Source organism: Kribbella sp. NPDC049584, from assembly GCF_040675555.1.
Lineage (GTDB): Bacteria > Actinomycetota > Actinomycetes > Propionibacteriales > Kribbellaceae > Kribbella.
This window is the reverse complement of the sequence record NZ_JBFAPF010000014.1, coordinates 52,859-76,612: the sequence shown is the minus strand read 5'-3', so window position 1 is coordinate 76,612 and position 23,754 is coordinate 52,859. Positions and strand designations below refer to the sequence as shown.

The 23,754-nt window shown below is 68.7% G+C and carries 18 protein-coding genes and 1 tRNA gene; 14 read left to right on the top strand and 5 right to left on the bottom strand.

Annotated elements, in window-relative coordinates; genetic code table 11:
- Positions 1–2 precede the first annotated feature (2 nt).
- Complete coding sequence (locus tag AB0J62_RS35885; RefSeq protein ID WP_363881190.1) at positions 3–485, bottom strand: FHA domain-containing protein; 483 nt, start codon at positions 483–485, stop codon at positions 3–5.
- Positions 486–495: 10 nt separating this feature from the next.
- Positions 496–1,347, bottom strand: a complete 852-nt coding sequence (locus tag AB0J62_RS35880) for a DUF3662 and FHA domain-containing protein (protein WP_363881188.1) — start codon at positions 1,345–1,347, stop codon at positions 496–498.
- 170 nt (positions 1,348–1,517) lie between these two features.
- Between AB0J62_RS35880 and AB0J62_RS35875 the strand changes: the two genes are divergently transcribed.
- From AB0J62_RS35875 to AB0J62_RS35860, 4 genes are all read left to right on the top strand, one after another.
- Positions 1,518–1,601 (top strand) — tRNA-Leu (locus AB0J62_RS35875).
- A 160-nt stretch (positions 1,602–1,761) separates the two neighbouring features.
- Complete coding sequence (locus tag AB0J62_RS35870; RefSeq protein ID WP_363881186.1) at positions 1,762–2,517, top strand: ABC transporter ATP-binding protein; 756 nt, start codon at positions 1,762–1,764, stop codon at positions 2,515–2,517.
- Positions 2,502–4,439: a hypothetical protein gene (locus AB0J62_RS35865; protein ID WP_363881184.1), complete on the top strand. Its 1,938-nt coding sequence runs from the start codon at positions 2,502–2,504 to the stop codon at positions 4,437–4,439. The genes AB0J62_RS35870 and AB0J62_RS35865 overlap by 16 nt, the downstream gene beginning before the upstream one ends.
- 187 nt (positions 4,440–4,626) lie before the next feature.
- Entirely contained in the window at positions 4,627–5,601 is a 975-nt protein-coding gene (locus AB0J62_RS35860) for a helix-turn-helix domain-containing protein (protein ID WP_363881182.1), read from the top strand.
- A gap of 3 nt (positions 5,602–5,604) precedes the next feature.
- Here the strand turns inward: AB0J62_RS35860 and AB0J62_RS35855 are convergent, their stop codons facing one another.
- Complete coding sequence (locus AB0J62_RS35855; RefSeq protein WP_363881180.1) at positions 5,605–9,234, bottom strand: S8 family serine peptidase; 3,630 nt, start codon at positions 9,232–9,234, stop codon at positions 5,605–5,607.
- Between the two features lie 240 nt (positions 9,235–9,474).
- Between AB0J62_RS35855 and AB0J62_RS35850 the strand changes: the two genes are divergently transcribed.
- Positions 9,475–10,260, top strand: coding sequence for a PrsW family intramembrane metalloprotease (locus tag AB0J62_RS35850; protein ID WP_363881178.1), 786 nt, complete (start codon positions 9,475–9,477; stop codon positions 10,258–10,260).
- A gap of 345 nt (positions 10,261–10,605) precedes the next feature.
- The gene (locus AB0J62_RS35845; RefSeq protein ID WP_363881176.1) at positions 10,606–11,727 is read left to right on the top strand and encodes an endonuclease; all 1,122 of its coding nucleotides are present in this window, start codon (positions 10,606–10,608) and stop codon (positions 11,725–11,727) included.
- A gap of 3 nt (positions 11,728–11,730) precedes the next feature.
- On the opposite strand, the gene AB0J62_RS35840 is transcribed toward AB0J62_RS35845, so the two are convergent.
- Positions 11,731–14,355 (bottom strand): hypothetical protein, encoded by a 2,625-nt coding sequence (locus AB0J62_RS35840; RefSeq protein ID WP_363881174.1) that lies wholly within the window; start codon positions 14,353–14,355, stop codon positions 11,731–11,733.
- A 191-nt stretch (positions 14,356–14,546) separates the two neighbouring features.
- Between AB0J62_RS35840 and AB0J62_RS35835 the strand changes: the two genes are divergently transcribed.
- The 3 genes from AB0J62_RS35835 to AB0J62_RS35825 all read left to right on the top strand — a co-directional run bounded on the left by AB0J62_RS35835 (position 14,547) and on the right by AB0J62_RS35825 (position 17,529).
- Complete coding sequence (locus AB0J62_RS35835; RefSeq protein WP_363881172.1) at positions 14,547–15,602, top strand: hypothetical protein; 1,056 nt, start codon at positions 14,547–14,549, stop codon at positions 15,600–15,602.
- 3 nt (positions 15,603–15,605) lie between these two features.
- Positions 15,606–16,637 carry a hypothetical protein gene (locus AB0J62_RS35830; protein ID WP_363881170.1) on the top strand — a complete coding sequence of 344 codons (1,032 nt, stop codon included), beginning with the start codon at positions 15,606–15,608 and terminating at the stop codon, positions 16,635–16,637.
- A gap of 70 nt (positions 16,638–16,707) precedes the next feature.
- Positions 16,708–17,529, top strand: coding sequence for a siderophore-interacting protein (locus AB0J62_RS35825; RefSeq protein ID WP_363881168.1), 822 nt, complete (start codon positions 16,708–16,710; stop codon positions 17,527–17,529).
- Here AB0J62_RS35825 and AB0J62_RS35820 read toward each other — a convergent pair.
- Entirely contained in the window at positions 17,526–18,233 is a 708-nt protein-coding gene (locus AB0J62_RS35820) for a hypothetical protein (RefSeq protein WP_363881166.1), read from the bottom strand. The two genes, AB0J62_RS35825 and AB0J62_RS35820, sit on opposite strands and share 4 nt — an antisense overlap.
- A 46-nt stretch (positions 18,234–18,279) precedes the next feature.
- Here AB0J62_RS35820 and AB0J62_RS35815 point away from each other — a divergent pair, with 46 nt between their 5' ends.
- From AB0J62_RS35815 to AB0J62_RS35795, 5 genes are all read left to right on the top strand, one after another.
- Positions 18,280–19,170 carry an aminoglycoside phosphotransferase family protein gene (locus AB0J62_RS35815; protein WP_363881163.1) on the top strand — a complete coding sequence of 297 codons (891 nt, stop codon included), beginning with the start codon at positions 18,280–18,282 and terminating at the stop codon, positions 19,168–19,170.
- A 12-nt stretch (positions 19,171–19,182) separates the two neighbouring features.
- Entirely contained in the window at positions 19,183–19,641 is a 459-nt protein-coding gene (locus AB0J62_RS35810) for a group II truncated hemoglobin (protein ID WP_363881161.1), read from the top strand.
- Positions 19,642–19,718: 77 nt separating this feature from the next.
- The gene (locus AB0J62_RS35805; protein WP_363881159.1) at positions 19,719–20,777 is read left to right on the top strand and encodes a glycine betaine/L-proline ABC transporter ATP-binding protein; all 1,059 of its coding nucleotides are present in this window, start codon (positions 19,719–19,721) and stop codon (positions 20,775–20,777) included.
- Positions 20,777–22,729 carry an ABC transporter permease subunit gene (locus AB0J62_RS35800; RefSeq protein WP_363881157.1) on the top strand — a complete coding sequence of 651 codons (1,953 nt, stop codon included), beginning with the start codon at positions 20,777–20,779 and terminating at the stop codon, positions 22,727–22,729. The genes AB0J62_RS35805 and AB0J62_RS35800 overlap by 1 nt, the downstream gene beginning before the upstream one ends.
- Positions 22,726–23,682, top strand: coding sequence for an ABC transporter substrate-binding protein (locus AB0J62_RS35795; RefSeq protein ID WP_363881155.1), 957 nt, complete (start codon positions 22,726–22,728; stop codon positions 23,680–23,682). Before AB0J62_RS35800 ends, AB0J62_RS35795 begins: the two co-directional genes overlap by 4 nt.
- The last annotated feature ends 72 nt before the right edge of the window (positions 23,683–23,754 follow it).

Sequence of the window (23,754 nt, the reverse complement as noted above, 5' to 3'; positions counted from 1 at the left end):
GCCTACTTCGCGATGTTCAGCGTCGTCCGGCCGATCCGGATCGAACCGCCGATCTCGGCCGGGACCGGGCGGGTGACCCGCTGGCCGTCAAGGTACGTGCCGTTGGTGGAGCCGAGGTCCTCGACCCACCACTGGCCCTCGGACAGGAACAACCGGGCGTGCCGGGTGGAGGAGTAGTCGTCGTCGAGCCGGATCTGGCAGTCCGAGCCGCGGCCGATGATCACCGGCTCCTCGGTCAGCGAGGCGCCGACACCGGCCTGCGGCCCGTCCGCGATCGTCACCGACGCGGGCAGGCCCTTGCGCTTCTTGGAAGGCTTGGCGGTCTTCGGCGTCCGGGAGTTCTGCGGTACGACGGCCGCTGCGGCCCGGCTGTCCACCTTCGCGCCGAACAGGTCGGACCTGATCACGGACAGCACCGCGAGGACGAACATCCACAACAGGGCCAGGAACCCCAGTTTGATCAGGGTCAGGGTCAGTTCCGACATGGACTTCCGGTCACCACCCGCTGCTCGGCGGCTGGGCCATCGGCTCGTCCGCGAGACGCAGGGTCATGGTCGTGTTGCCGATCCGCACCGTCGAACCGTCGACCAGTTCCGCCTCGGTGCTGCGGCGGCCGTTCACCAGCGTGCCGTTGGTGGAGCCGAGATCGACCAGCACGACCCGGATACCGTCCGGGCCCTCCGGCATCAGCCGGATCTCGGCGTGCCGCCGGGACACGCCCGGGTCGTTGATCTGGATGTCCGCGTCGGTGCCGCGGCCGAGCACGACGCCGGGCGGGTTGACCGGGCGGCGACGCCCGTTCACCTCGAGCATCACCTGCGGGTGACCACGGCGCGGGGACGGCTGCGGCTCGTACTGCGGCTCGTACGGAGACGGGTACTGGGGCTGCGGCGGGCTGACCGGCTCGGGCGGCACGTAGGGCTCCTGCTGGTAGGGCTGGGGCTCGGGCTGGTAGGCGGCCGGGCGACGCTGTGGCGTCCCGACCGTCTCGCTGACCACCCGGAACTTACCGGTCGGGAGGTCGTCCTGCTGAACCAGCTCGATGTCGATCGGCCCGGAGAACGTGTACCGCTGGATGTCGGCGTGGTCCCGGAGCTCGTTGGCGAGCTCGTGGTTCAGGGTCCGGCCGTAGGCGTTCAGTCGCTCGAAGTCGTCCGGACCGAGCTCGATGATGAAGTGGTTCGGCACCAGCCGCCGGTCCCGGGACAGGATCCGCGCGGTGTTGTCGATCTCACGCTTGAGAGCCGCCGCGAGTTCGATCGGCTCGACGTCACCCTTGAAAGCGCGCGCGAAGACACCGCTGACAATGCCTTCCAAGCGTCGCTCGAAGCGCTGTAGCGGTCGCACGCCTCCTCCTCCACGGTCGGTACGCCAAAGATCGTCCACCGGTCGAGGCGGACACACCGGGTACGACGATCGATCGTATCGGGAGGTTCGACCGAACCCGCAATGTGAAGCACCCGGACAACCCGTGCTAATGTTCCTTCTCGTCGCCGGGAGCAGTATCCGGCGACTGCGCGCGGGTGGCGGAATAGGCAGACGCGCACGGTTCAGGTCCGTGTGCCCGAAAGGGCGTGGGGGTTCAACTCCCCCCTCGCGCACAAAGAATGTCCCGGTCGATCGACCGGGACTTTTCTTTTCCAGGGCTGTGTCACCCGTCACTTCCGGCTACGGAAGGTAGCCGGGAGCCATCTGGTGGATGGGGACCATCAGCCGTCCGGCGGAAGTCCGGGGACGGTGCCCGGTGGGAAAGTGTTCGGCATGGAGCAAGCACTCGAGCTCGTGGGCCTGACCAAGGTGTTCGGGGACGAGCGGGCGGTTGACGAGCTGAGCCTGAGTGTGCCGAGTGGGTCGTTCTTCGGGGTGCTGGGGCCGAACGGGGCGGGCAAGACGACGTCGTTGTCGATGGCGGTCGGGTTGTTGCGGCCCGACGGCGGTACGGCGCGGATCTTCGGAGTTGACGTCTGGCGGGAGCCGGCGAAGGCGAAAGCTCTGGTCGGGGTGCTGCCGGACGGGCTGGGGATGCCGGAGCGGCTGACCGGGCGGGAGGTGCTGACGTACCTCGGCCTGTTGCGCGGGTTGCCCGAGGACGAGGTCGGGCGGCGGAGCGCCGAGTTGCTGGAGGTGCTCGAGCTCGATCACGAGGACGACAAGCAGGTCATCGGGTACTCCACCGGAATGCGGAAGAAGCTCGGCCTCGCGGTCGCGCTGCTGCACGCGCCGCGACTGCTCGTGCTGGACGAGCCCTTCGAGGCGGTCGATCCGGTGTCGGCGGCGACGATCCGGACCATCCTGCACCGGTTCATCGCCGGTGGCGGATCGGCGGTGATGTCGAGTCATGTGATGGCGTTGGTCGAGCAGCTGTGCGATCGCGTCGCGGTGGTTGCGGACGGCAAGATAGTTGCTGCAGGCACCGTTTCGGAGGTGCGGGCCGGCGGCACGCTGGAGGATGCGTTCGTGTCGCTGGTCGGCGCGTCGACGCGTGGAGCGGACGGTCTGACGTGGCTCTCGCACTGACGTACAACACCTCGCACACGCTGGTCCGGATGCGACTGGCTGCATTCCGGCATGCGCTGCAGGACCAGCTCCGGCTGACCTGGATCGTCACCGGCGGGTTCGTCGGCCTGGTGCTCGCGGGCGGAACGATCTGGGTCGCGGCCAAGGGCGACAACGACGTACTGGCCGTGGTGCTCGCGGTCTGGATGCTCGGCTGGGTGGTCGGTCCGCTGTTCGCGGGCGGTGGCGACGAGACGCTCAAGCCGGAGTACTTCATGATGCTGCCGCTGTCGCCGCACACGCTGTCGACCGGCCTGCTGGTGGCTGCGCTGGCCGGCGTCGCACCGATCATCAGCCTGATCGCTCTGCTCAGTCTCGTCATCGCCGGCGCGAACGTCGCCGCCGCTCTGGTCGCAGTGCCGGCACTGCTACTCCAGCTCTTCTGCTTCATCCTCGCGTCCCGGCTCGCCGTCGCGGTGTACGGCGTACTACTGCAGGTGCGGGCCGGGGCGGTGATTGCGGCGCTGGTCAACGCGTTCATCCTCGCGTTCACGGCGCAGGGCTGGGCGCTGATCGTTGCGTTCGTGTCCACCGACGTACAGGGGACGATGGCCAGGGCAGCGCGGATCGCGCCGTCCGGCTGGGGTGTGGTGGCTGTAGAAGCGGCCGGACGTGGTGACTGGCCCAGAGTGCTTGCGTCACTGGCCGGACTGGTCGTCCTCGGCGTGGTGATGCTCGTGGCCTGGTCGGCGCTGCTGGTGCGCCGGACAACTGCCTCGCGAGTCGGCGGCAAGGTGCGACGCCCGCTGGGCGGGACCGATCCGCGGAGTGGTGCAGCCGCCAAGGAGCTGCGCTCTTGGACCCGCGATCTGCTCTACGGGCACAAGGCGGTCTTCGCGATCAGCTACGGCCTGTTCTTCTGCATGATGCCGCTGGCGCTGGGCTGGAAGGCGATGCTGCCGTGGGCCGGTCCGGCCGCCGTCGTGATGGCCGCTGCGATGTCTGCCAACCTGTACGGCGCAGACGGTACGGCGCTGTGGACCACACTGATGACGCCCGGCGCGAATGGGCCGGATGTGCGCGCCCGGCAGCGCGCGTTCCTGCTGGTCTTCGGTCCCATCACGCTGGTCATCACCCTGTTGCTGACCTGGTGGTCCGGCTACGCCGGCGCCTGGCCGCTCGTGCTGAGCGTGTTGCCCGCACTGCTCGGGGGTGCGGCCGGTCTGGTCGTGGCCAGCTCGGTGTACGCCGCCGTACCGACGACCGATGCGCACAAGCGGTCCGGTAATCCGCTGAACTCCGGTGAGAACGAGGGCGAGACGATGGGCATCGTCTACGTGATGCTCGTGCTGGTCGCGTCGACCTGTGCCCCGGCTCTGATCGTGGCGCTCAACGTCGGCTGGTGGGGCGTGCCGATCGGAGTGCTGTCCGGCGTACTCGCGTGGTGGTACTTCGGGCGCCTGGCGATCCGGCGTCTCGATCGGCGCGGTCCCGAGCTGCTCACGCTGCTCAGGCATGGCCGATCGCCCGCTGATCAGGCGAGGAAGACCGCGGGGCTCGACGTACTGCCCAAGTGGAAGCGGACGATGGCGGGACTGTGCCTCGGGTTCGCGGCGATCCCGCTGTTCCCGCAGGCCGTCGTACCGGCGATCTTCAAGCTGACCGGAAACGACGACACGCGGTCCTGGTTCCTGGCTCTCTACCAGACCGGACCGTGGCAGTGGGTCGTGATTGTGCTGATGGCCGCGTTGGGCCTGTCGATGTACGCCTTTCGGTGGGCTTACCTACTACCGCGCGAAGAAGCGCGCTCCGGGTGCGTCGGTCGCGGCAGCCGCCGGGTAGGCGCCCCTCGGTGCCTCGCGGTCGGGGCGATGGTCCGGTGGTTGCGCAGCATCCAGAGGGCGACTGCGGCCGCGGCGATCAGGCCGGCGATCCCGGCATAGTCGGTCATGCTCATCATCGGGTTCTTTCTCCAGGGCGGTTGGCTCGGCGGCGGCGAGTTCCGCTGGCGTCTGACCGCAAAGTGACGGACGCTCAACCTTTCCGTGATGGCACGGGAGTGTCGTGGCTGAACAGTGCCAATAGGAAAGGGCCGGATTCCTGAAAGGGTGGTGCCCGGAGGTGGGGCGGATGCAGGACGGCTCGTTGCTCGATGCGCGGGAGGAGCAGACGTATCGGCTGCTGGTCGGCCTGTCCGCCGCGCGGGCCGCGGAGCTCGCCGAGGTCGCCGAGCTCCCGCAGCACGAGGCTGACGAGGTGCTGCAGAGGTTGCAGGCGAAGGGGCTGGTCACAGTCCAGGCGGCCGACGAGCCGGTGTTCAGCCCGCTCCCGCCGGATGTGGCCTTCGGTACGACGCTGCTGCGCCGACAGGAGTCGCTCGAGGCCGCCCGGAAGACCGTGGCCGCGCTGAGCGAGGAGTTCCGGGCCAGCGCGAGCCGCCGGGACGCGCACCACCTCGTCGAGGTGATCGTTGGCGCCACCACGCTTCGGGAACGGCTGCGCGACCTGCAGAACGCGGCCCGCGAGGAGATCCTCTGGTTCTGTCGCGCGAACCCGCTGGCGATGCAGGGCGCCGACAACACCGAGGAGTACGGCGCCCTGTCGCGCGGCGTGCGGTACCGCGCCATCTACGAACGGGCGCTGATCGAGACGCCCGGCGAGCTCGATTCGATCGCCGAGGGGGTCAGCTGGGGCGAGGAAGCCCGGGTGCTCCCGACGCTGCCGGTGCGGCTCGCGATCGTGGACCGGTCGACCGCGATCTGCCCGCTGGTTCGCGACGACGAGAGCATCGGAGAACCGTCTGCCGCGATCATCAACCGCGGCCAGCTCCTGGACGCGCTGCTGGCGCTCTTCGAGAGCTACTGGGAGCTGGCGACTCCTGTGCGGCTGCAGGCGGACGCCGCTGAGCCCGTCGAAGGCCTGGACGACTCCGAGCGCTTGTTGCTCTCACTCCTGGTCGCGGGCGTTCCGGACAAGTCCATCGCGAACCAGCTCGGTATCAGCCGGCGAACCGTGCAACGCCGCCTGGATCGCCTGATGGCTCTGGCAGGTGTAGATACCAGGACCGGTCTGGCGTTCCAGGCGGCGAAGCGCGACTGGCTCTGAGCGCTACTTCACGCCGTACGCGCGGATCACGGTCTGGGTGATCTTGGCGCCGTTCGGACCGGTGGCGGTGACCTTCAACGACACCGTGTCATGGGCGTTCGGTACGACGGCCAGGTAGTGGCCGAGGGCACCGACCACGACGAGGCGGGTCCAGGTCTTGCCTTCGTCGTACGACGCCCAGGCCTGCAACGAGGTCGCCCGCGGCGACTCGAAGCTGATGGCGTGCGTACGGGCTGCGACCCGACCGGTCAGGTCGACCGGGACCGTGTAGTTGACCTGCTGCAGCGGGAGCGCGACAGCCTTGTCGTCAGGCTGCTTGGCCGAGCGGAACTCCCAGGAGGTCTCGGTGTGAGTACCCCAGTTCCACTCCCCCTCGGTGTCCTTGCGTTCCGTGGTCAGGTCCAGCTTGTACGCCGCGTCGTCGCTGGACGTGATGACGTCCTCCCAGGCGTCCGGTAGCTCGGCGACGACCTGACCGTTGCGGGACAAGGTCGCCGATGACGCAGTGGTCTCGCCGACCGTGTAGTGCCCGGCAGCATCCACAAACGAAGGGATGCGCAGTGACAGCCGGTCCCCGGTACGGGTGGACTGCACACCAGGGGCTGCAGCCGGGCGTACGACGGGACCGAACCACGTCTCGTCCGACGTACCGGTCCGGTACGAGCGCGGTGCCGACGTCATCCCGCCGGCCAGCGGGTTCATGTCGTCCCAGGTGTAGAGGTGGTGCACCCGGTGCTGCCAGAGCGAGTCGCCGGTCGTGACCCACTCCTCCCGCACCTTGGGCGTCTCGACGAACCGCTGCGCGTCGTTCCACGAGTACTCCTGCCACGGACGCCAGCCGAACCGCTGCTCCTTGGCCCAGTTGAACCCGCCGTTGTCGGCGTACCGCGTGGTGATGCGGGCGCTGTTGGCCGGCGTCACCTTGTAGTCGATCTTCGCCGGGATGGACCCGGTCGAGACCTGCTGTACGTCGTACAGGTACGGGCTCGAGGTGGTCAGCGTCAGGTCGATGGTCGCCTTGCCGCGACGGGCGCGGTCGATCAGCTTGCGACCGTCCTTCGAGGTGGTGACCATCGCCGGGATCGGCTCCCGGTCGCCGACCGGACGCCAAACCGTCCAGGCGGACCAGTCCGGTGGCCGGACCAGGATCACCCCCGCAGCACCCGCATTCGCGGCCGCGACGATCTGGTCGTGCTCGCTGCCGTTGCCCCAGCCGTCCTCGCTCGAGTCCAGCACGGCGACCGCGCCCTTCACGCCCTTGAGCGTGGAGTCTGCATAGACGAGCGGGAACCGCTTCTTACCGTCGTACGACGGCGACTGGTGCAGCAGATTGATGTCCAGCGGCCCCGGCACCCCCGGGACGGCCGCCTGCACCAACGGCGCGACCAGTTGCCAGCGGGACGAGAACTCGAAGGTGCCGTCCTTAACCGGCTTGGTCGGTGTGACGTTGACCTGCTTGACCGTGCTGAAGTGCATCACGCCGTGGCTGATCGAGCGGCCGTTGGCGTACACGCGGTGCACGTAATAGCTGAGCACGGCCTGCTGTTCCGACGGTTTCGGCGTCTCGATCGTGATCGGTACCGCCTTCCGCGCGTCGATCACGATCTCGGTGTCCTTGGTGACCACGATGTTCGGGTCGGTGAACAGGCTGACCTGCTCGTCCTGCGGGTCCGAGTTCTCGACCAGCGAGTGCAGCAGGTAGGTGCCCTCCTCGATCTCGGCCGTGTACGACGCGCCGTCCGGGATCCACGCCAGGACGTCGGACCGGGAGTTGTCACCGAACAAGGAGATAACCGGTACGCCGGTAGGCTGTCCGTCCAGGCCGACCGCGCGCAGCGTCACCTTGTGCTTCGGACCGGACCGGAGCGCGCCGACCGCCGTGTGGGTGACGACGCCATCGGGGCCAGTGGCAACGATCCACCCGCTGTACTGACCGCGGCCGAGCTTCACCGGGTCCAATGCCAGCGGTACGTCGGTGCTGCCGTGCGCCGGGACCGTGACGGTCGCGGGGAGGCTGAACCCGTCGGTCTCGGACTGCTTGTCGTCGAGGTTCGTCACCTGGATCGAGAGACTCAGCGTGATCGGGGCGTCCGCGGAGTTCCGGTAGGTGATCGTCCGCGTGCCCGCCTCGGCAGTCTGTACGCCGAAGTCGGCGACGCCGCTCGCGGTCACCTTCTGTGCGACCGCCCGAGTCAGGTCGACCCGGCCCGCGCCCTGCTGGTACACGGTCTGCTCAGGCTGCGTCTTGGCCGTGCTGACCAGCGCGTTCTTCAGTTGGTCGGCCTTCCAGTCCGGGTGCTGCTGCGCGAGCAGTGCGGCTGCACCGGCAACATGCGGCGTCGCCATCGACGTACCGGAGGCGGAGGTGTAGAGCTCGTCGACCGGGTCGCCCATGATCGTGCCGGCCGCGCGGGCGGCGATGATGCCGACGCCGGGCGCGGTGATCTCGGGCTTGAGGCCGGCGTCGCCGAGACGCGGTCCGCGGCTGGAGAAGTCCGCGAGCTGGTCGTTGCGGTCCACGGCGCCGACGGTGAGCGCGGACGCGGCGGCGCCCGGCGTACCGACCGTCTCGTCCTGGCCTTCGTTGCCTGCAGCAACGACGAACAGGGTGCCGGTTTGGGCGGTGATGTCGTTGACGGCCTGGCTGAGCGGGTCGGTGCCGTCGGTGGCTCCGCCGCCGAGGCTCATGTTGACGACCTTCGCGCCTTCGGCCGCGGCCCACTCCATCCCGGCGATGATCCAGGAGTCGTAGCCGTAGCCGTCGTCACCGAGCACCTTGCCGACCAGCAGGTCGGCCTTCGGCGCGACGCCCTTGCGAGTACCGCCCGCGCCCGCACCGGTGCCGGCGATCGTGGCGGCGACGTGCGTGCCGTGGCCGAAGTGGTCGACGGTGCCACTCGGGCTGCCGGAGAAGTCGACGCTCTCCTTGACCTTGCCGGCCAGATCCGGATGCGTCGCGTCCACGCCGGTGTCCAGTACGGCGACCTCAACGCCGGTGCCTTCGTACCCGGCCTTCCAGGCGTCCGGCGCGCCGATCTGCGGGACGCTCTTGTCGAGCACCGGACGGACCTTGCCGTCGAGCCAGATCTTGGTGATGCCGCTGTTCAGCGACCGGGCGCCCGCGGCGGGCTTCAGCGATTTCCACAGGGCGGGGAGCTGGTCCTTGGCCGCGTCCACAGCCCGGCCGCCGATCGACGGGAGCTGGCGCGTGGTCGTCGTACCGGCGAGATTCTGCTCGGCCCGGAGGCCGGGAGTGTCCTTCACGATCAGCGGGAGGCTGGCGGCGGCGCCGTACCCGTCGGCGATCAGCTCGTCGACGTCGAACAGGTCCGCGTCGAGGACGCCGGTGGAGATGTACGGGACGGCGTCGCTCGGCAGCACCCGGAGCCCGCCGTCGACCTCGATGGTGTGGAACGAGACGCCTTCGCGCCCGGGCGCCGGGGTGACGGTGGCAGCCTTCTTGCCGCCGCCGGCGTCGGTGAGTTGGACGACGTCGCCGGTGATCAACGTGACGGCAGAGGTCTTGAGCGTCGTGGATCCGGTGGGAGGGGCTGCGCCGGCCGGGATCGCCGACAGCGCGCCGAGGGTCAGCATCGCCGCGAGGGTGGCGGCGGTGAGGCGGGTGGGGGACATAGGCGGATTCTCCTTCGAGAGGTTCGGGGCAGGACCACCTCTTCTTCCGACAGAGTTTGCAATCAGGTCACAGCAATCGGCCCTGTCCATCACTGCCGTAGCTGCGACATGGCGCAACCACGCCATACTGTTGGCCTCGCCTCCGGCTCGGCGGGTCATGGGGCCCTTGGCTCCCGGCCTTCCCTCGTCGCTCCGGTCGCTTCGCTCCCTACACTCCTCAGTCCAGGCCGGGAGGGCCCCATGACCGCTCAGGTGGTACGTAGGTGGGGGTGGATCGGCACGTTCTTGGTCGGTACCGCGCTGTACCTCGCGGTGCTGGCCGTCCTCACCGATACCGGCAACCCGAACCTGTTCCCGACGCTGATCCTGCTCGGTGCGCTCGTCGTACCGCTGACGTTCGTGACGTTCGCGGCCGGTCGGTCCGGCCGCTGGCTGATCGACGGGCCGACGCTCGGCGGGTGCCTGCTCTTCGGCGGCGTGGTCGGCGTGGTGGTCGCAGGCCTGCTCGAGTACGACGCCATGCGGCGGCTCGGGACGTTGCCGATGGTCGGAGTCGGACTGATCGAGGAGGCGGCGAAGCTCGTCGTACCGGCCGTCCTCGTGATCTTCTTCGGGCATCGGTACCGCACGTCGATCGGGCGCGGGATCGTCATCGGCGTCGCGGTCGGCACCGGGTTCGCCGTACTCGAGACGATGGGGTACGCGTTTGTCGCGCTACTGCAGTCGGACGGGAACGTCGGCGCCGCCGAGCAGACGCTGTTCATCCGCGGGTTGCTGTCGCCGGCCGGGCACGCGGCCTGGACCGGGCTCGCCTGCTGGGGGCTGTGGCGGTTCGTGATCGCGCCGAGCGGTAAGCACTTCGCGGGCTTCGTCGGGATGTACGCGCTGGCCGTCGCGCTGCACACCACCTGGGACGGGATCGGCGGCACGATCACGTACGCCGTCGTCGGCGCGATCTCGATCGGCCTGCTGCTGTACGGGCTGAAGCGCGCACAGAAGACCGATACCGCCCTGGTGACCGCCTGACGCGTCAGTGACCTGTCAGTACGGTGAGATCGCGGTCGCGAGCCATGGACAACGCGTGCCGGAATGAGTACGGTCCGTAAACGGCGTCCGCCATCACGCCACCCTCGTCGGTGAGGTACTGCCCGCCAGTAGTACCTCGCTGGTGGACGGGCAGAGCAGGCTGCGGCGGACAGTCACGGCCTGATGGGGGCCTATCCACCCAGGTGGGGCGATGAACGACACTCACTCGTTCACCGCCCCACCGGTTCAAACCTTCATCGGGTGTTCGTACTCCGGATGTTCCGCGGCCCGGCAAGCTGGGCAGACTGACCTGCGTCCGGTCCCCAACCGCCCCTGGGAGTAGCCGTGTCCCGCCCCTTCCGTCCGGCGCTGCTCGTCACCGCCGTTCTCGCACTGCTCGGCTTCGGCATCACGCCGTCGAATGCCGCCACCACGATCACCGTCGCGACGGCGATCGGCCGCCAGGACAACTCCACGGCGTCCGTCACCGGTTACGTGGTCGGCCAGCCGACCGCCACCAGCACCGTTGTCCGCAGCAACTTCCCGAACGACTACGCGCTGGCCCTCGCCGACTCCGCGACCCAGACCAGCACGTCGTCCATGCTCTACGTGCAGATCCCGTCCGCGTTCCGCGCGTCGTACGGACTGCAGAGCAACCCCGGCCTGCTCGGCAAGCAGATCACCGTCACCGGCACGCTGGCGGCGTACTTCTCGCATCCCGGCCTCAAGAACGCGACCGCGTTCACCGGCGGTGGCGGCTCGTCCGATCCCGGCGATCCGGGTGACTACTACGCCGGCGCAGAGGGCAAGACCGGCGCCGCGCTGAAGGCCGCGCTGCACACGATCATCTCGAACCAGACCAAGCTGACCTACGACCAGGTCTGGGACGCGCTCGAGGTCACCGACCAGGACCCGAACAACAGCAGCAACGTCATCGAGATCTACTCCGGCCGCTCGATCGCGAAGAGCAGCGAGGGCGGCGGGGTCGACGACTGGAACCGCGAGCACGTCTGGGCCAAGTCCCACGGCGACTTCGGTACGGCGACCGGCCCGGGCACCGACGTCCACCACCTCCGCCCCGAGGACGTCTCGGTGAACTCGGCCCGCGGCAACCTCGACTTCGACAACGGCGGTACGGCGGTCGCCCAGTGCTCCGGCTGTACGGCGGACTCGGACTCGTTCGCCCCGCGCCAGGCGGCCCGCGGCGACGTCGCCCGGATGATCTTCTACATGGCCGTCCGGTACGAGGGCGACGACGGGTTCCCGAACCTCGAGGTGAACAACTCGGTCGGCAACGGCACCGCGCCGTACATCGGCAAGCTCTCGGTGCTGAAGGCGTGGGCGGCGGCCGACCCGCCGGACGCGTTCGAGAAGAACCGCAACGAGGTCATCTACACCCAGTTCCAGCACAACCGGAACCCGTTCATCGACCACCCGGAGTGGATCAGCTCGATCTGGCCGAACTAGACCTCAGAACTGCCGGTTGGCCTGCAGGTCCTCGCGCCTGGGCCCGCCCTGACCGAGGGCGGGCCGGGTCGCGGGCGAATCCGACTCGACCTGTCCGGCGACGACCTGCGGACGGGCGATGCCCGACTGCGCCGCGGCGAAGCCGAGGCGGGTCTGCACCCAGTCCTGGAAGCCGGGATCGGCGACCCGGATGTAATAGCCGGTGCGGGTCAGCAGCCCGCGGGAGATCAGCTTGTGCGATGCCTCGTCGAGATCCCACCGCCCCGGACCCGGCGGCTCGGACCGGGACGGGATGACCATCCCGTTCGACCCCTGCACGGACGTCTTCGCGAGCAGTTCCTTCTCGTTGGGCGAGCAGTTGTACCAGGCCGCGTCGTACAGCGCGCGCGACTGTGCGTTCAGGCGTGCGGTCGCGGTCGCGGCGACGTCGGCGGTGATGCCCTGACCCTGGTCGGTGAGCTCGAGCGCCGCGGCGGCCAGGGTGCGCAGCCGGGTTGGATTGCCGTTCGCCGCCGCGACCAGGTTGTCGATGGCCTCCGGCTCGTACTTGACCCGGGCCTTGTCGAGCGGCACGGTCAGCGCCTGTCGCAACTCGTCCGTGTGGATCGGCTGCAGCCGGCGTACGTCGAACTTGCCGGCCTCCTTGGTCTCGGTGCCGGCGTGCCCGCCCGATGCCTCGAGCAACCGACTGGTCGCCTCCTCGCCGCCGGCCGCGATCAGGAACATCGGATGCCGTACTTCCTTCAGGTGTGCCGACAGCGAGGTCAGGACGTACAGGTCCTCCTTCGACGCGGCGTCGAGGTTGTCGACCATCACGAGGATCGGAGTCCTGCGCGGGTGCGCCATCTTGCCGAGGTGTTCGGCGACCTCGTTCAGCGTCGTGCCGACCGAGTCTTTCTTGACGCCCTCAACCGTGCTTCTGTGAATGCCGACCTTCGGACCGGGCGCGAGGCCGAACCGGAGCTGGTTGGTCTTCATCAAGTTGGCGGTCCGGACCGCCATCCGGTTCAGGAGCTGCTTCAGCTCCCGCACCTGGCCGGCCGGGTACTGCTGCTTGATGGCGTCCATCTCGCCCTGGACGGCACGGATGAACCGGGCCTCGAGGCCTTCCCGGCGGGACGCGTCCAGCTGGATCGCGATCCAGCCCTCCGCGTCGGCCATCGCCTTGGTCCGGGCGAGCTCGTGACTGGTGCCGGTCCCGGGCGCTCCGGTGAACAGCAGTGACGTGCCGGTCGGGCCACGGTCCTCGAGCGAGATCGGCCGGCCCTGTGCGTCCGTCCGTTTGACCTCGTGAACGAGCTGACCCGAGATGCCGAACACCTGGTTGACCAGCTCGCGGTCACTGGTCGGGTGGACCGGCGCGAGCGCCACGTCGCCGCGGGAGACGGCTGGAGGGTTCGTCAGCTCGGGCACCGGCTCCGGCGTCTGCCCGACGTAGTCGTTGATCCAGTCCCGGAATCCCTCGTCGGGGATCGTGACGACGCCTCCGCCGTGCTCACGCAGCATGCCGCGGGCAACGAGTTGCTGGCGGGCCTGGTCGATCTCCTGCCACTTGCCGGGGCCGGCGGCCTGGGTGACGGCCGGCATGTACACGCTGTTCGGCCCCTGGGACGCGACAAGGACGAGCAGATCCTTCTGCGCGTGGGTGGTGCTCTTCTGGTTCCAGTGGTCCTGGTACGTCTCGGCCGCGGCGGCGTTGACGTGGGCGATCGCCGCCTGGACGGAGCTCAGCGTGATCCCGGCCTGCTGGTCCTGATAGGCGACCGCGGCCTGGCTGAGCGACCGCAGCCGGGACGGGTCGCCGTTCGCGGACGCGACCAGGCGCTCGATGGCGTCGTACTCGTACGCGATCCGGGCGTCCTGGAGCGGCAGGGTCAGGGCTTTCCAGACCTGGTCGTCGGGCAGCGGTCCGAGCTCGCGGACGTCGAACTGGTTGCTGATCGTGGTGGCGATACCGGACATCCGCCGGGAGGCGTTCATCAGCGACCAGGTCGACCGCGCTCCACCAGCCGCGACCAGCCAGACCGGGAGGTCCATCTGCTCGATGTGGATCGCCAGTTCGTTCAGCCCGGCCTGGTCGTTCTCCAGCGCCTGGTCGATCCCGTCCACCAGCAGCAGGATCGGCCGGCCGTTGTCCCCGGTCAGCTTGCCGAGTTCGTCGGCGAAATCGGTCAGCGTGGTGCCGAGCTCGCTGTACGCCGTGGTGTCCCGCTCCATCTTTCCGACGTACTCCATCGGGAACGGGCCGCCGCCGAAGCGCAGCTCGACGCCCAGCCGTTTGTTGCCGCCGCTGCGGGTCAACTGGCCGACGGTGTTGTCCAGCTTGCGCACAGCGCGGCGGCTGAACCGTTTGCGCAGCTCGTCGATGCTCGACCGGATCGCGATCGTGAGCTGGTGTTCCAGCGGCGCGTTCGCGGACGCGTTGATCCGGATCGTGGACCAGCCGTTGGTCGCGGCCAGGTCCTCCGCGCGGTACAGCTCCGAGGTCTTGCCCATGCCGGGCGGACCGGTGAAGAGAATGGCCTGACTCTCGGGCAGGGTGTCGCCGAGCGAGATCGGGTTGCCCACCTTGTCGGTTCGGATGACCGAGTACGCCGGGTACCGATCGCTGCCGAAGACCGAACTCATTGGACCAGCGTGCGGACCGTACCCGTACCCGACACGGTCTGTACATGACTGCGCGGTTAACAATCGCCTCCCGGCAGTTGAATCGCGCCAGTATCTGACGGCCGCTCAACCGGTCTACAACGCGCGGCCCGATCGAGCAGTCCTGAGCCGCAGGGGTTGGAAGCCGGCTGTACCGCTGTCACCCTCAGCACATGCGAATCAAACCGGTAATGGCGACGCTGGCGGCAGCGTCCCTGGCGGGGCTGTTGCTCGGTGCGGTTCCGGCAGCGGCGCAGGCCGCCCCGGATCCGAACCTGACCGTCACGCAGGTCACCCTCGACCGTACGTCGGTCGCGGTGTCCGGCCTGAACACCTACCCGATCAACGTCACGGTCAAGGGCGGTTACCGCTCCAGTGAGCCCGGCGACACCGTCGTGCTGAACGTGATCCTGAAACGGACCGGCGGCACCGGTGGGCGGAGCGACATCGTGTCGACCGACCTGAAGCTGACCGCCGGGAACCTTGCCAGCGGCACCTGGACCGGACGGCTGAACGTCGCGTCGACCGCGAACGGCACGTTCAAGGTCACCGGCGTGATGAGGGGTCCGTACGGCGGTCCCGATCCCGGCACGCCGGTCGACCCGACGCCGTACGCCGGCCAGACGATCACGGTGAAGGGCACGAACCAGCCGAAGATCACCGCCGCGGTGAACCCGCGGATCGTGCCGTTCGGCAAGCCGTACACGATCACGTGGGCGGTCACGAACACGGCGACCGGGAAGCCGTACGGCACCCGGATCCCGATCGGCCTCGGCGTCGACACTCCCTGCGCCGAGGGCGGCAGCCCGATCTACAAGACCGGCACGAACGGCGTGATCACCAAGGCGTACACCGCGAACGACGCCGGCGCGCTGAACTGCGCGCACATCTACACGGACCCGTACTACATCGTCGGCCAGTGGCTGTTCCCGGCGCGGCCGACGGTCATCGCCGCGGTGCCCTCGAAGACGAGCGCCAAGGTCGGCACGATCGTCCCGGTCAACGGCTCGGTCGCGAACCTGATCGGGTCCTGCCCGGTGCAGCTGCAGCGGCTCTACGGCCGGACGCAGTGGAAGACGGTCAGCTCCGGTTCGGTCCGGCAGTCCGGCCGGTTCACGCTCAACGCGCAACCGTCGTACCAGGGTCTGATCCCGTACCGCGTCTACTTCCCCGCCTGCCAGCCGTACGTCGCGGCCGTCACCAAGACGTTCACGATCAGGGGGCTGTGAACCATGAAGGCTCGACTCCTTGCCGCACTGCTCGTGCTGGGGCTCGCGGCGGTGCCGATCACAGCCCAGGCCAGCCCGGACCCGAACCTGAAGATCGACGCAGTGGCGATCAACCAGCCGGCCGTCGCGGTCAGCGGCCTCAACACCGCCGCGGTAACGGTCACGGTGACCGGCAAGTTCATCGACGCGGAAGACGCGAAGACGCCGGTGCTCGTCATCCTCCAGCGCACCGGCGGCTCCGGCTCGCAGACGACGCTGTTCTCGACCAGCCTGCCGCGGCTCGCCAACGGGACCTGGAGCGGCCGGCTGTACGTGCCCTCGACGGCGAACGGCACCTTCAAGGTGACCGGCGTGATCCACGGTCCGTTCTTCCCGGGCAGCGGTGACATGACCGAGCCGACGCCGTTCAGCGGTCCCGTGCTCGCGGTCACCGGGACGCATGTCCCGCGGATCAGCGCGTCGGTGATCCCGAAGGTCGTGCCGTTCGGCAAGCCGTACTCGATCAAATGGGCGGTCATCGATTCGCAGACCGGGAGGCCGTACGGCAGTCGGCTCCGCGTGGTGCTCGGCAACGACAACACCTGCGCCGAGTACGTCGGGCCGGGCTACACGAACCTCACCGACATCGCCGGCACGGTGACAAAGTCGTACCCGGCCTCGCTGGCGGACTTCGTCAACTGCCTGCTGCTGCCCGGCAACCCGTCGTCGAACGGCGGACTCGGACTCGTCCCGGCACGCCCGGCCATCATCTCCGCGACCCCGTCGAAGGCAAGCGCGACGGTCGGCACGATCGTTCCGGTGAACGGCGTGGTCGCCGGTGCTCCGTCGGCCTGCAAGGTGTACCTGCAGCGGCTGTACGGCGCGACGCAGTGGAAGACGGTCAGCCCGGCCGGGCGGATCCGCTCGTACAGCGGCAAGTTCGTGCTCAACGCGCAACCGGCGTACAAGGGCCTGATCCCGTACCGCGTGTACTTCCCGCTTTGCTACAACTTCCAGGCCGGCGTCAGCAAGGTCTTCTACATCCGCGGGACCTGAGCGCTTCGGGCGGGTGGGTTAGGCTTACTTAGGTAGGCCTAACTTATCCGCCCGAGAGGACTGTGGTCGCGTGACCAGCCCCGCACCCCGCCGTAACCGCGTCTGCAAGCGCGCCGTCGTACTCCGGACCGAGCGGATCACCCCGCACATGATCCGGGTCGTGCTCACGTCGGACGACTTCGCCGACAACGGCTTCACCGACCACTACGTGAAGCTGCTGTTCTGCAAGGACGGCGTCGAGTACCCCGAGCCGCTGGACCTGGGCGTCGTGCGCGAGACGTACCCGGCCGAGCAGTGGCCGACGATGCGGACCTACACCGTCCGCAGCTGGGACGAGGCGTCGCGCGAGCTCGCCATCGACTTCGTCTACCACGGCGACGAGGGTGTGGCAGGCCCGTGGGCGGCTTCCGCGCAGCCGGGTGACGTGCTCTGGTTCAACGGTCCGGGCGGTGCGTACTCGCCGGACGAGGCGGCCGACTGGCACCTGTTCGTCGGCGACGAGAGCGCGCTGCCGGCGATCGGGTCCGCGGTCGAGCAGCTGCCGCCGGGTGCCCGGGCGACCGTTCTGGTCGAGGTCGGGGACGAGACCGAGGAGCAGAAGCTCGGCGGCGCGGGTGACGTCGACGTGCGCTGGTTCCACCGGTCCGCAGCTTCCGGTGAGCGCGGTGACGGTCTGGTCGAGGCCGTGGAGGCGCTCGACTTCCCGGACGGCACGCCGCAGGTGTTCGTACACGGCGAGGCCGGGTTCGTGTTCCGCATCCGCAAGAATCTGTACCAGGACCGCGGCCTCGCCCGCGACCGCGTCTCCCTGTCCGGCTACTGGCGCCTCGGCAAGAACGAGGACGGCTGGCAGGCAGAGAAGGCCGAGACCGCCAAGCAGAACCGGACCTAGCTCTCGCGCCGCTCGGTCAACACGTCGATCAGCGTCGAGGACTGGTTCGTCGGAAGGACCCAGTCCTCGCCGTCCGCCTGCAGGATGACAGCAGGCCCTTCGCTGGCGACCGCGTGCGTGACGGCGATCGGGAACTTGAGCCGCTCGGCACCTGAGAGCGAGAACTCGTAGGTGCCGGTGATGCCGGTCAGCGGATAGGTGCGGAACTGGTGTTCCGAGCGCGGAATCGGGTGCGACTGGATGGTGACCGAGTCCGCGCCGACCAGGACCGCGGCCAGCGGGATGCCGCGGAGCCGGAAGACCAGTTCGTACGGCGTACCGGCGAGCTCCGGCACGAACGGCACCAGCAGGGCGCGATCGGCCGCGCGGGCCAGCGCCAGACCGGCGACGATCCCGACGATCAGACCGGGCAGCGCGAGAATCGCCGGCCACCACACCCCGACCGCGAGCGGGAACAGCGTCACCATCAGGCCGGTCAGACCACCGAACAGGCCGGCGACTCCCAGCCACCAGCGCGGCTGGTACCGATGCCGCCGCCGCAGCACGAAGCCCGTCACCAGCATCGCCAGCGGTACGACGCAACCGATCCAGGCGAGCGCCGACCCGGTCGATGCGATCAACCCCACGGCCACCAGCAGCAGGACCGGAATCCCCAGATAGATCACTGCCACCAACCGCTGAACCCGCCGATGCCTGCTCTCCACGGGAAAACCCAAGCACATCCCGCCCGAACGTCCTACTGTGCCGAGGGTGATCGAGATTCCCGCGAAGCTCATCCGGACCCACAGCAAGAGCTCTCCCGACTGGCTGGCCAGTCTTCCGGGGACCCTCGATCGGTACGTCGACCAGTGGCAGCTGACCGTCTCCGGCGACCTGATGAGCGGGGCGGCGTCGTTGATCGTGCCCGTCGTACGGCGTGACGGCACCGACGCGATGCTCAAGCTGCAGCGCGTCGACGACGAGAGTGAGAGTGAGGCGCTGGCGCTCCGGACCTGGAACCACGACGACGTGGTCGAGGTCTACGAGGACGACCCGGAGACCTCGACCCTGCTGCTCGAACGTCTCGAGCCGCGGACCCTCAACGACCTGCCGGATGCGACGGAGGCGACCCGGATCCTCGCCGAGCTGCTGACCCACCTGATGGTCGTGCCCGCGCCGTCCGGCGTACGGCGCCTCTCGGACATCGCGGCCGGGATGATCGAGGATGCGCCCCGGGTGATCCCGATGCTCGCCGATCCGGCCGAGCAGGCGTTGACGTGGCGACTCGTCGCGCAGATGACCGAGCTGCTGCCGGAGCCCGGCGACCGCCTGCTGCACTGGGACCTGCACTACGAGAACGTGATGGCCGCGAAGCGGCAGCCGTGGCTGGTGATCGATCCGAAGCCACTGGCCGGCGACCCGGCGTTCGAGCTGATGCCGGCCGTGTGGAACCGATGGGACGATCTGGTCGCGACCGGCGATCTCTCGCAGGCGATCCGGGACCGGTTCGATCTGATGCTGGAGGTGACCGGTATCGACCGGGACCGTGCGTTGGGGTGGACCGCGGGCCGGATCCTGCAGAACGTGCTCTGGTTCACCGAGGACGGCGACACCCGGATCGAGGCCGAGCTCAAAGCGGTCGCCGATGCCCTCCTCGCGTGATTACATAATTACGTGACTACTCCCACGCTGTACGACTGGGCCGGCGGGTACGACGCGCTGCGCCGGCTGACCGAGGTCTTCTACGACAAGGTGCTCGAGGACCCGATCCTCGCACCGGTCTTCGCGCACATGAGCGACAAGCATCGCGAGCACGTGGCGATCTGGCTGAGCGAGGTGTTCCGCGGCCCGAGCCGCTACACCGACGAGCTCGGCGGGTACCCGGCGATGCTCGGGCATCACCTCAACCTCGGGATCACCGAGGAGCAGCGTTCCCGCTGGGCGGCCCTGATCGCCCAGAGCGCCGATCCGGCCGGTCTCCCCGACGACCCGGAGTTCCGCTCGGCCTTCGTCGCCTACATCGAGTGGGGCACCCGGATCGCGCTGGCCAACTCCCAGCCGGGCGCGACCCCGCCGCCGAAGGCGCCGGTCCCGCACTGGGGCTGGGGCGAGGCGCCGCCGTACCAGCCCTGACGTGAGTCGGGGGCCTTGCTGTTGGGTAAAGTCCCGGTTCACGCTGTGTCCGCCTGCGGGGATGCGAGGGTTTACCTGTGACCGCTCAGCTTGAATACCCCGACATCCAGGACTCTGACGCGCTGCTGTCCGTCCAGGATCTGTGGAAAGTGTTCGGACCGAAGGCGCAGCGCGTTCCCCGCCGTCCGGACCTCGCCGCACTCGACCGCACCGCGCTGTACGCGAAGACCGGCTGTACGGCGGCGGTGCGCGACCTGAGCTTCGACGTCGCGCCCGGTGAGGTGTTCGTCGTGATGGGTCTGTCGGGGTCGGGCAAGTCCACGCTGGTCCGCTGTCTCACGCGTTTGATCGAGCCGACCGCCGGCCGCCTGGTCTTCGAGGGTGAGGACCTGCGTGCGGCCGACGAGAAGCGGCTGCGGGCGTTGCGGCGGAGCAAGTTCTCGATGGTCTTCCAGCACTTCGGGCTGCTGCCGCACCGCAAGGTGATCGACAACGTCTCGTACGGCCTGGAGATCCGCGGCGAGAGCAAGCCGGACCGGCGCCGGCGCGCGCAGGAGGTCATCGACCTGGTCGGCCTGGCCGGCAACGAGCACCTCTACCCCGAGCAGCTGTCCGGCGGCATGCAGCAGCGAGTCGGGCTGGCGCGGGCACTTGCCAACGACCCCGATGTACTGCTGTTCGACGAGCCGTTCTCCGCGCTCGACCCGCTGATCCGGCGCGAGATGCAGACCGAGGTGGTGCGGCTGCATCGCGAGGTCGGCAAGACGATGGTGTTCATCACCCACGACCTGTCCGAGGCGCTCAAGCTGGGCGACCGGATCCTGCTGATGCGCGACGGCGCCGCGGTCCAGCTCGGCACCGGCGACGAGCTGGTCGGGGCGCCGGCCGACGACTACGTGCGCCAGTTCGTCCGCGACGTACCGCGGGCCGACGTCCTCACGCTGCGCTGGATCGTCCGTAAGCCGCGGCCGGACGAGCTACTCGACGGGCCGGAGCTCGGCCCGGATGTGCTGGTCCGGGAGGCGACCCGGCTGGTGCTCGAGTCCGATCGCCCGGTCAAGGTCGTCGACGCCGGCACGCTGCTCGGGGTGATCGGCGACGAGGAGATCCTCGCCGTCGTCGCGGACACGAACTGATGGCCTCCATCACCGGCTCGGTCGAGATCGAGGTACGACGACCCCGCCGCAGCGTCGTCGTCGGCGTGCTGCTCGTCGTCTGGGTCGCGCTGTACTTCGTCCTGCGCGGCATCGACACGCTCGTCCTCGGCGGTCAGGAGACGACCGCGCTGCACCGCTGGCTGACCGAGCACCGCGACGATGTCGGCCAGGGCAACGTCTTCTTCGACGCGATCCGGATCGCCGTCGACCACTTCGTCGTCCTGCTGCAGAACCTCATCTCGCAGCCGTCGTTCGACCGCCCGGTCCCGGTGGTCGGGTGGCTCGGCGTGATCGCGATCTCGGCGTACTGCGCCTGGGCGTTCGGCAACTGGAAGGTCGCCGTACTGACCGCGGCGGGGCTCGGCTTCGTCGGGCTGCAGGGGTTGTGGCAGGAGAGCATGGACACGCTCTCGCTGACGATCGCCGCTGTGCTGCTCTCGCTGCTGGTCGCGATCCCGCTCGGGATCTGGGCCGGGTTGTCCGACCGTGCGTTCAAGGTCGCGACGCTGGTGCTCGACCTCATGCAGACGCTGCCGACGTTCGTGTACCTCGCGCCGTTGACGTTGTTCTTCGCGATCGGGCCGGCCGCGGCGACGATCGCCACGCTGATCTACGCGGCGCCGCCCGCCGTACGGCTGACCGCGCACGCGATCCGCTCGGTGCCGCCGGAGAGCGTCGAGGCGGCGCGGTCGCTCGGATCGACGCGCGGGCAGACGCTGACCAAGGTGCTGCTGCCGATGTCGCGGTCGACCGTTGTCGTCGGCATCAACCAGACGATCATGGCCGCGCTCTCGATGGTGACCGTGGCCGCGCTGATCGATGCGCCCGGCCTCGGCCAGACCGTGCTGAAGGCGCTGCAGACGCTCGACGTCGGCGTCGCGTTCAACGCCGGCCTCGCGATCGTGGTGATCGCGATCGTGCTCGACCGCGTGACGACCGCGGCCGGCGACCGTCCCTGGCGTACGGCGAACCGTCGGCGCCGTCTGCTGCTCGCTGCCGGAGCGGTGGGTGTGCTGGTTGCGGTGTGGTTCTCGCGGACCTATGTCTGGGCGGCCGAGTTCCCGTCGCAGGTCGACATCGGATCGCGGATCGCCATCATCGCGTCGGACGTGACCAACTGGGTGCAGGACGTCTTCGGCGGCTTCACGTACGGCGTGCGCGACGCGGTCACGAACGGTCTGCTCAACCCGCTCGAGGGACTGCTGACGGGATCGCCGTGGTGGCTGGTCGCCGTGGTCGTCGTCGCGCTCGCGTTCGTGCTCGGCGGCTGGCGAGGCGCCGTACCGGCAGCGGTGTGCCTGGGCCTGCTGGTGGCGACCGGGGTGTGGCACGACAGCATGGTCACGCTGGCGTCGACGCTGCTCGCGACCGTCGTCGTTGTCGCTGTCGGGCTGGCGCTCGGAGTGTGGGCCGGGCGCAACCGACGGGTCGACACCTGGATCCGGCCGGTGCTCGACGCGGGGCAGACGATGCCGCCGTTCGTGTACCTGGTGCCGTTCCTGGCGTTGTTCGGGACCAGCCGGTTCACCGCGATCGCGGCCGCGGTGGTGTTCGCCGTACCGGTGACCACGAAGATCGTTGCTGATGGCATCAAGGCGGTGCCGGTCGCGACGGTCGAGGCGGCGAACTCGGTCGGGTCGAGCAGCTGGCAGGTGATCAGCAAGGTGCAGTTGCCGGTGGCGCGACGGGCGATCACGCTCGCGGTCAACCAGGGCCTGATCTACGTGCTCTCGATGGTCGTCGTCGGCGGGCTGGTCGGCGCGGGCGCGCTGGGGTACGACGTGGCCGCCGGCTTCGCGCAGAGCGAGTTGTACGGCAAGGGGCTGGCTGCCGGGCTGGCTATCGTCCTGCTGGGCGTCATGCTCGACCGCATCACCCAGGCGGCGGCTCGCCGTACCGAGAATTTCACAACCAGAGGAGACAAGCGGTGAAGAAGCTCCGGTACGCCGGTGTGCTGACGGCGGTGGCGCTGGCCCTGACCGGGTGCGGCGGCCAGAAGGTCGGGGAGGACAAGCCGGCCGCGGCGGGGAAGGACTGCGGCACGTTCAACCTGACGGTGAGCCCATGGGTCGGGTATGAGGCGAACGCCGCGGTGGTCTCGTATGTGGCGACCAAGGATCTCGGCTGCAAGGTCGTGAAGAAGGACCTCAAGGAGGAGATCGCCTGGCAGGGCTTCTCCACCGGCGAGGTCGACGTGAACCTGGAGAACTGGGGACACGAGGACCTGAAGAAGAAGTACATCACCGACGACAAGGTTGCGGTCGAGGCCGGATCCACCGGGGTCAAGGGCATCATCGGGTGGTACGTGCCGCCGTGGATGGCCGCGAAGTACCCGGACATCACGGACTGGAAGAACCTGAACAAGTACGCCTCGCTGTTCAAGACGTCGGAGTCCGGCGGCAAGGGGCAGCTGCTCGACGGCGACCCGTCGTACGTGACGAACGACGAGGCGCTGGTGAAGAACCTGTCGCTGAACTACAAGGTCGTGCAGAGTGGCAGCGAGACCGCGCTGATCCAGGCGTTCCGGGACGCGGAGAAGAACAAGAAGCCGCTGCTCGCGTACTTCTACGAGCCGCAGTGGTTCTTCAACGAGGTCAAGCTGGTGAAGATCAACCTGCCCGCGTACAAGGCCGGCTGCGACGCCGACCCGGCGAAGGTCGCCTGCGACTACCCGCCGTACGACCTCGACAAGATCGTCTCGAAGAAGTTCGCCGACTCCGGCAGCCCGGCGTACGACCTGGTCAAGAACTTCAAATGGACCAACGAGGACCAGAACGCCGTGGCCCGGATGATCGCGGTCGACAAGCTGACCCCTGACCAGGCCGCCCAGAAGTGGGTCGACCAGAACCAGTCGAAGGTCAACGCCTGGCTGGGGAAGGGCTAGGAATTCTCCGGCACCCCGGGCTGAAGCGGGCTTGAGCTTGTTCACACGGGCCGGGGGCAACTATCACGATGT